5 protein-coding genes are annotated in these 6,166 nt (G+C 69.2%); 2 read left to right on the plus strand and 3 right to left on the minus strand.

The annotated features are described in order from the left end of the window. The first annotated feature begins 205 nt into the window (after positions 1 to 205). On the plus strand, positions 206 to 2,479 hold the full coding sequence (locus AOZ53_RS07870) for a heavy metal translocating P-type ATPase (RefSeq protein ID WP_054487479.1): 2,274 nt from the start codon (positions 206 to 208) through the stop codon (positions 2,477 to 2,479). Between the two features lie 26 nt (positions 2,480 to 2,505). Continuing rightward, a complete protein-coding gene (gene cueR, locus AOZ53_RS07875; protein ID WP_020927477.1) occupies positions 2,506 to 2,898 on the plus strand; it encodes a Cu(I)-responsive transcriptional regulator in 393 nt (130 codons plus the stop codon). An 85-nt stretch (positions 2,899 to 2,983) separates the two neighbouring features. Here cueR and rlmD read toward each other — a convergent pair whose 3' ends face one another. The 3 genes from rlmD to AOZ53_RS07890 form a co-directional block, all read right to left on the minus strand. Then, the gene (gene rlmD / locus AOZ53_RS07880) at positions 2,984 to 4,489 is read right to left on the minus strand and encodes a 23S rRNA (uracil(1939)-C(5))-methyltransferase RlmD (protein ID WP_054431361.1); all 1,506 of its coding nucleotides are present in this window, start codon (positions 4,487 to 4,489) and stop codon (positions 2,984 to 2,986) included. A gap of 165 nt (positions 4,490 to 4,654) precedes the next feature. After that, a complete protein-coding gene (locus AOZ53_RS07885; RefSeq protein ID WP_054431360.1) occupies positions 4,655 to 5,407 on the minus strand; it encodes a TorF family putative porin in 753 nt (250 codons plus the stop codon). A 349-nt stretch (positions 5,408 to 5,756) separates the two neighbouring features. Beyond that, positions 5,757 to 6,166, minus strand: a 410-nt coding sequence (locus AOZ53_RS07890; RefSeq protein WP_082385566.1) for a hypothetical protein, incomplete at its 5' end; no start/stop codon positions are given.

The raw sequence follows: 6,166 nt of genomic DNA on the forward strand, positions 1-6,166 counted from the left end.
TGGCCGCAGGTCATGTCGAGGACTTGGAATTCGATGCTCATGGTGTTCTCCGTGGGGATCAGGGGGATTGCCGCACCGCTTCCGGTGCCAGCTCAACCCCAGCTTAGACCTTCCCATTATAGGAAGGTCAAGCGTAGAATAATCCTTGACCTTCCCACAATGGGAAGGATGAAACTGGGGCCTTCCTACCTCAACCGAGACTGCCATGAGCGTTGCCAACCCTTCCGTCGAGCTCGAACTTGCCATCGAAGGCATGACCTGCGCGTCCTGCGTGAAGCGCGTGGAAAAGGCCCTGACCCGTGTACCGGGCGTGGCCCAGGCCCAGGTCAACCTGGCCACCGAACGCGCGTTGGTGGCCTACGACCCGGCCGCGGCCCAACCCGACGCCCTGGTCGAGGCCGTCGTCAAGATGGGCTACGAAGCCCGCCCCATCGTCGCGCAGGACGACCATGCCGAGCGCCAATCCGAAGCGCGCGACGCCGAGGCGCAGCGCCTGCGCCACGCCTTCATCGCCGCGCTGGCGCTGACGCTGCCGGTGTTCGCGCTGGAAATGGGATCGCACCTGATTCCCGCCATGCACCACTGGGTCATGGCGACCATTGGCCAGCAGAACAGCTGGCTGCTGCAATTCGTGCTGACCACCGCCGTGCTGGCGTGGCCCGGCCGCCACTTCTTCAGCAAGGGGCTGACCGCGCTGTGGCGCCGCGCGCCGGAAATGAACTCGCTGGTGGCGCTGGGCGCCGGCGCCGCCTGGGGCTACTCGGTGGTGGCGACCTTCGCGCCCGAGTGGCTGCCGGAAGCGGCCCGCAACGTCTATTACGAAGCGGCGGCGGTGATCGTCACGCTGATCCTGTTGGGCCGCACGCTGGAAGCGCGCGCCAAGGGCAAGACCGGCGCGGCCATCAAGCGCCTCATCGGCCTGCAGCCGCGCACCGCGCGCGTCATGCGCGACGGCCAGCCGCAGGATATCGCCATCGAACAGGTGCGCAAGGGCGACATCGTGATGGTGCGCCCCGGCGAAAAGATCCCGCTGGACGGCGAGATCATCGAGGGCGGCTCGTACGTCGACGAATCGATGCTGACGGGCGAACCCGTGCCGGTCGAAAAGCAGCCCGGCATGCAGGCCACCGGCGGCACGCTCAACACCTCGGGCAGCTTCACCCTGCGCGTCACCCACACCGGCGCCGACACCATGCTGGCGCGCATCATCCGCATGGTCGAGGCGGCCCAGGGCGCGCGCCTGCCGATCCAGGCGCTGGTCGACCAGGTCACCGCCTGGTTCGTGCCGGCCGTGATGGGCATGGCCCTCCTGACCTTCCTGGCCTGGTTCTTCCTCGGCCCGACGCCGGCGCTGTCGCATGCGCTGGTCAACGCCGTGGCCGTGCTGATCATCGCCTGCCCGTGCGCCATGGGCCTGGCCACGCCGACCTCGATCATGGTCGGCACCGGCCGCGCCGCCGACATGGGCGTGCTGTTCCGCCAGGGCGACGCGCTGCAGACGCTGCGCGACGTGCAGGTGGTGGCGTTCGACAAGACCGGCACGCTGACGCTGGGCAAGCCGACCCTGACCGAACTGGAACCGGCCGCCGGCTTCCGTGATGCGGACGTGCTGCAGTGGGTCGCGTCGGTGCAGGCGCGTTCCGAGCACCCGATCGCGCTGGCGATCGTGGCGGCCGCGGCCGAACGCCAGATCGAACTGCTGCCGGCGGAAGGCTTCGCCGCCATCACCGGCGCCGGGGTCGAGGCCAGCGTGGCCGGCAAGCGCGTGCTGGCCGGCGCCGATCGCCTGATGGCCGAGCGCGGCGTGGATGTCAGCGCCTTCGGCCAGCGCGCCGAGCAATGGGGCAACGAGGGCAAGACGCCGATCTACGTCGCCATCGACGGCCGGGCCGCCGCCATGATCGCGGTGACCGATCCGGTCAAGCCGTCGGCCGTCGACGCGATCGCGGCGCTGCACGCGCAGGGCCTGAAGACCGCCATGATCACCGGCGACAACCGCCACACGGCGCAGGCCGTGGCGCGCCAGCTGGGCATCGATGAAGTGCGCGCCGAGGTGCTGCCCGACGGCAAGGTCGAGGCCATCGCCGCGCTGCGCGCCGGCGGCCGCAAGCTGGCCTTCGTCGGCGACGGCATCAACGACGCGCCGGCGCTGGCCGCGGCCGACACCGGCATCGCCATCGGCACCGGCACCGACGTCGCCATCGAGGCCGCCTCGGTGGTGCTGATGGCCGACGATCTGCACGGCGTGCCCAACGCCATCGCGCTCAGCCGCGCCACGCTGGCCAACATCCGCCAGAACCTGTTCTGGGCCTTCGCCTACAACGCCGCGCTGATTCCGCTGGCGGCGGGCGCGCTGTACCCCGCCTACGGCCTGTCGCTGTCGCCGATCTTCGCGGCCGGCGCCATGGCGCTGTCCAGCGTGTTCGTGCTGGGCAACGCGCTGCGCCTGAAGACCTTCCGCCCGCGCGCCGCGCAATGACGCGCCGGCCCACCAGGAGAACCCACATGAACATCGGACAAGCGGCACAGGAATCGGGCATCTCGGCCAAGATGATCCGCTACTACGAAAGCATCGGCCTGATCGGCCCGGCGCTGCGCAAGGACTCGGGCTACCGCGTCTACAGCGAGCACGACCTGCACACGCTGCGCTTCGTGCGGCGCGCGCGCGACCTGGGCTTTTCGGTGGAGCAGATGAACGAGCTGCTGGCGCTGTGGCGCGACCGCAGCCGCGCCAGCGCCGACGTCAAGCGCATCGCGCTCGAACACGTGGCCGAACTGGAGCGCAAGGCCTGCGCCCTGCGCGACATGGCGGCCACGCTCAAGCACCTGGCGCACAACTGCCATGGCGACGACCGGCCCGACTGCCCCATCCTTGAAAACCTGGGGCGGTCCCAGTAAGAACAAGGGCAAGCCATCTGGCTTGCCCTTTTTTTTGCGCCAGGCCGGACGAGGTCCCTGCCCGGCCGCGTCCCGCCTGGTCTTGTCAGGCCTGGCCTTGCGCCGCGGCCTCGGCCTCGGCGGCCACCCGGGCATGATAGGCATCGGTCGCCGCCTGCTTGGCCGCGGCCTTCTCGGCGGCCGCCGCGGCTTTCTCCGCTTGCGCGGCCGCGACGTCGGCGGCCTGCTGCAGCGCGCGCTGGCGGGCGTTTTCCTGCACTTCCAGCACGCCGGCGGCGTCCAGCGACTCGAACACCGCGATCGATTCGACATGCCCGGTGTGCGGGAACATGTTGATCACGCCCGCGCTCTTGAGCAGGTAGCCGCCCTCGTGCACCAGGATGGAGGCGTCGCGCGCCAGCGTGGCCGGATTACAGGACACGTAGACGATGCGGCGCGGCCGTTCCTCGGGCGTCAATTGCGACAGGGCCTGCGAGACGGCGTGCGCGCCTTCGCGCGGCGGGTCGATCAGCATGCGGTCGAAGAAACCCAGGCCGCGCAGCCATTCGACATCGACCTCGAACAGGTTGAGCGTGGCGAAGCGGGTGCGGTCGCCCAGCCCGTGGCGCGCGGCGGCCTCGTAGGCGCGGTCGGTCAGCGCCTTGCTGCCCTCGACGCCCACGGCCTCGCGGCCCTGCGTGGCCAGCGGCAGCGTGAAGTTGCCCAGGCCACAGAACAGGTCGGCGACGCGGTCGGTCGGCTGCACGTCCAGCAGCTTGAGCGCGCGCGACACCATGGCGCGGTTGATGGCGTGGTTGACCTGGGTGAAGTCAGTCGGCCGGTACGGCATGCGCAAGCCGAACTCGGGCATGGTGTAGGTCAGCGCGTCGCGGTGCTCGGGCACCAGCGGGTGGACCGTGTCCGGGCCCTTGGGCTGCAGCCACCACTGCACGCCGTGCTTGTCGGCGAAGGCGCGCAGGATGGCGATGTCGTTGTCCGTCAGCGGCAGCAGGTGGCGCAGCACCAGCGCGGTCACGCCGTCGCCCAGCGACACCTCCACCTGCGGCAGGCGGTCGGGCGCGGACATCGACGCGATCATGGCGCGCAGCGGCATCAGCAGGTCGCTGACGTGGCGCGGCAGCACATGGCATTCGCGCATGTCGGCCACGTAGCTGCTCTTGCGCTCGTGAAAGCCCACCAGCACCCCGCCCTTCTTGGGCACCACGCGCACCGACAGGCGGGCGCGGTAGCGGTAGCCCCAGGTCGGGCCGTGCAGCGGCGCCAGCACGCGCGCCGGACGCAGCTTGCCGACATGCCAGAAGGTGTCTTCGAGCGAGCGCTGCTTGATCGCCACCTGGGTGCTGGGTTCCAGGTGCTGCATGGCACAGCCGCCACAGACGCCGAAATGGGGGCAACGCGGCTCGACGCGCTGCGACGACGGACGCAGCACCTGATCGACCCGCGCGATTTCGTAGGACGGCTTGCGGCGCACGGTCGTGGCGGTGACCCGCTCGCCCGGCAAGGCGCCTTCCACGAACACGACCTTGCCGTCGCGGCGGGCGATGCCCCGGGCTTCCAGGTCCAGGGATTCGATACTCAAAACGTCAGACATCTCACGCAGTCCAGAAAATTCACGCAACCCGGCATTGTAAGAGGATTCGGCAGCGGCCCGCCCGCGCCCGAAAAAAAGGGGGACTTGCCGGAGACGGCCCGCCGGGCAGTCTCCATCAAGCCCCCCCAAAGCCGGCGCCGGTCAGGACGCCGCCACGGATGGGAATCAGAACGAACGCGACACCGAGAACACCGCCCCCAGGCGGCCTGACGGATGGCCGTACTTGGTCGGCAGCCAGTTGTCCTTGGTGGCGCCCACCGCCGCCAGGCCCAGCACCCAGCCCTTCAGGTCCTTGGTCACGCCGACCTTGTAGTCGACGTAGTGGCCGATGGAATCGCCTTCCATGTTGACCTGGTTCTTGAGCTTCTGGTAACCGAGGTGGCCCACCAGGCCCCAGCCATCGCCCAGGTCGAAGTTGGCGGTGCCGTCCAGGTACCAGGTGCCCTTGCTGTCGGGCGTGCTGAAGAAGTCGCTGGGCGTGTAGGAATACTTGAGGGTGTAGTTGGCGTAGGTCGCGGCCAGGTACAGGTCGGTGTTGTTGTAGTTGCCGCCCTTGGGCGAGCTGGAGCCCGGATAGTAGTAGTGCAGCACGCCGGCATCGAGCGTGAAGCCGCCGCCGACGTCGCCCTTCCAGCCGCCATAGAAGTCCATTTCCAGGTTGCCGTCGGTGAAGACGAAATTGGACACGTTGGAGTTCCAGTTGCCCAGGTAGAAACCGGAGCTGTGGGTCAGGTCGATGCCCAGCTGGGCCGCCGGCCGGAAATCGGTCTGCGAGTAGCCGCGGAAGCGGTAATCGCTCGCGATGGTGGCATTGCCGCTGAGCGAGAAACCGCCGCCCAGGTCGGTCGGTTCGGCCTGCGCCGTTGCGATGAGACAAGTGGCGAGCACAACGGGCAAGGCTAGCAACGTCTTCTTCATGGTGCGATGTCCTGATCGGATTTGACGAGGAGGAAGGCCGAAGGCGCATCCATCGGGCCGGTCCTGCAACGGCGGATGCCGGCTCCCTCCCCTTCAAGCAAGGTCCGTGCCAGGTTTCAATTGCGTCTCAACGGGCTGGCGCGGCGCTGAACGGGCATATCGGGCGCACCAAGGCGGTGCGCCACGCCGCGCGCGCAGGCGGCGGCGCATCAAAATGGGGCTGGCGCCCCGTCATGGATCGCGGGACAAAAGAAAGACCCCGGCCCGCGCGGGCGGGTCGGGGTCGAGCGGCGCCGCCCGGGCTGGGCGGCCGTCAGGCGGCGGATCCTCCCGCCGCCTGGCGCGAGCCTCAGTTGGCGGCCGGAGCGGCCGGCGGCGGCGGGGGCACCGCGCCCGGGGCGTTGCCCGGACCCTTGCCGTGACGGCCTTCCATCTTGGCGTGACGTTCCTGCATCTTGGCCTGGCGGTCCTTGAGCATCTGGGTCACCTGGGTGCGCTGGCCGTCGTTCAGGCTGTCCCACACGGCCAGCCACTGGTCGCGGACTTGCTTGGCCTGCGCGCCGAACTGGTCGCGCGACTTGTCGGATTGCTCGATCAGCGCGCGCGGGTCCAGCTTGCCGCTGTCCAGTTGCGCCTTGAGCAGGTCGTGGCGCTGGCCGCCGGAGGCGCGCATGGCCTCGTGCAGGCTGCGTTGGCCGTCCTGGGCGGTCTTGACCAGGGCTTGTTGTTTGTCATCCAGCTTGAGCTGGTCGAGCTGCG

The organism is Achromobacter sp. 2789STDY5608621 (assembly GCF_001299375.1).
Classification (GTDB): Bacteria; Pseudomonadota; Gammaproteobacteria; order Burkholderiales; family Burkholderiaceae_B; genus Achromobacter; species Achromobacter insuavis.

What these genes read in the sequence shown, in the direction of transcription:
- cueR (WP_020927477.1), top strand. Translation starts at nt 2,506, where the DNA reads ATGAACATCGGACAAGCGGCACAGGAATCGGGCATCTCGGCCAAGATG.
- AOZ53_RS07885 (WP_054431360.1), bottom strand. Translation starts at nt 5,407, where the DNA reads ATGAAGAAGACGTTGCTAGCCTTGCCCGTTGTGCTCGCCACTTGTCTC.
- rlmD (WP_054431361.1), bottom strand. Translation starts at nt 4,489, where the DNA reads ATGTCTGACGTTTTGAGTATCGAATCCCTGGACCTGGAAGCCCGGGGC.
- AOZ53_RS07870 (WP_054487479.1), top strand. Translation starts at nt 206, where the DNA reads ATGAGCGTTGCCAACCCTTCCGTCGAGCTCGAACTTGCCATCGAAGGC.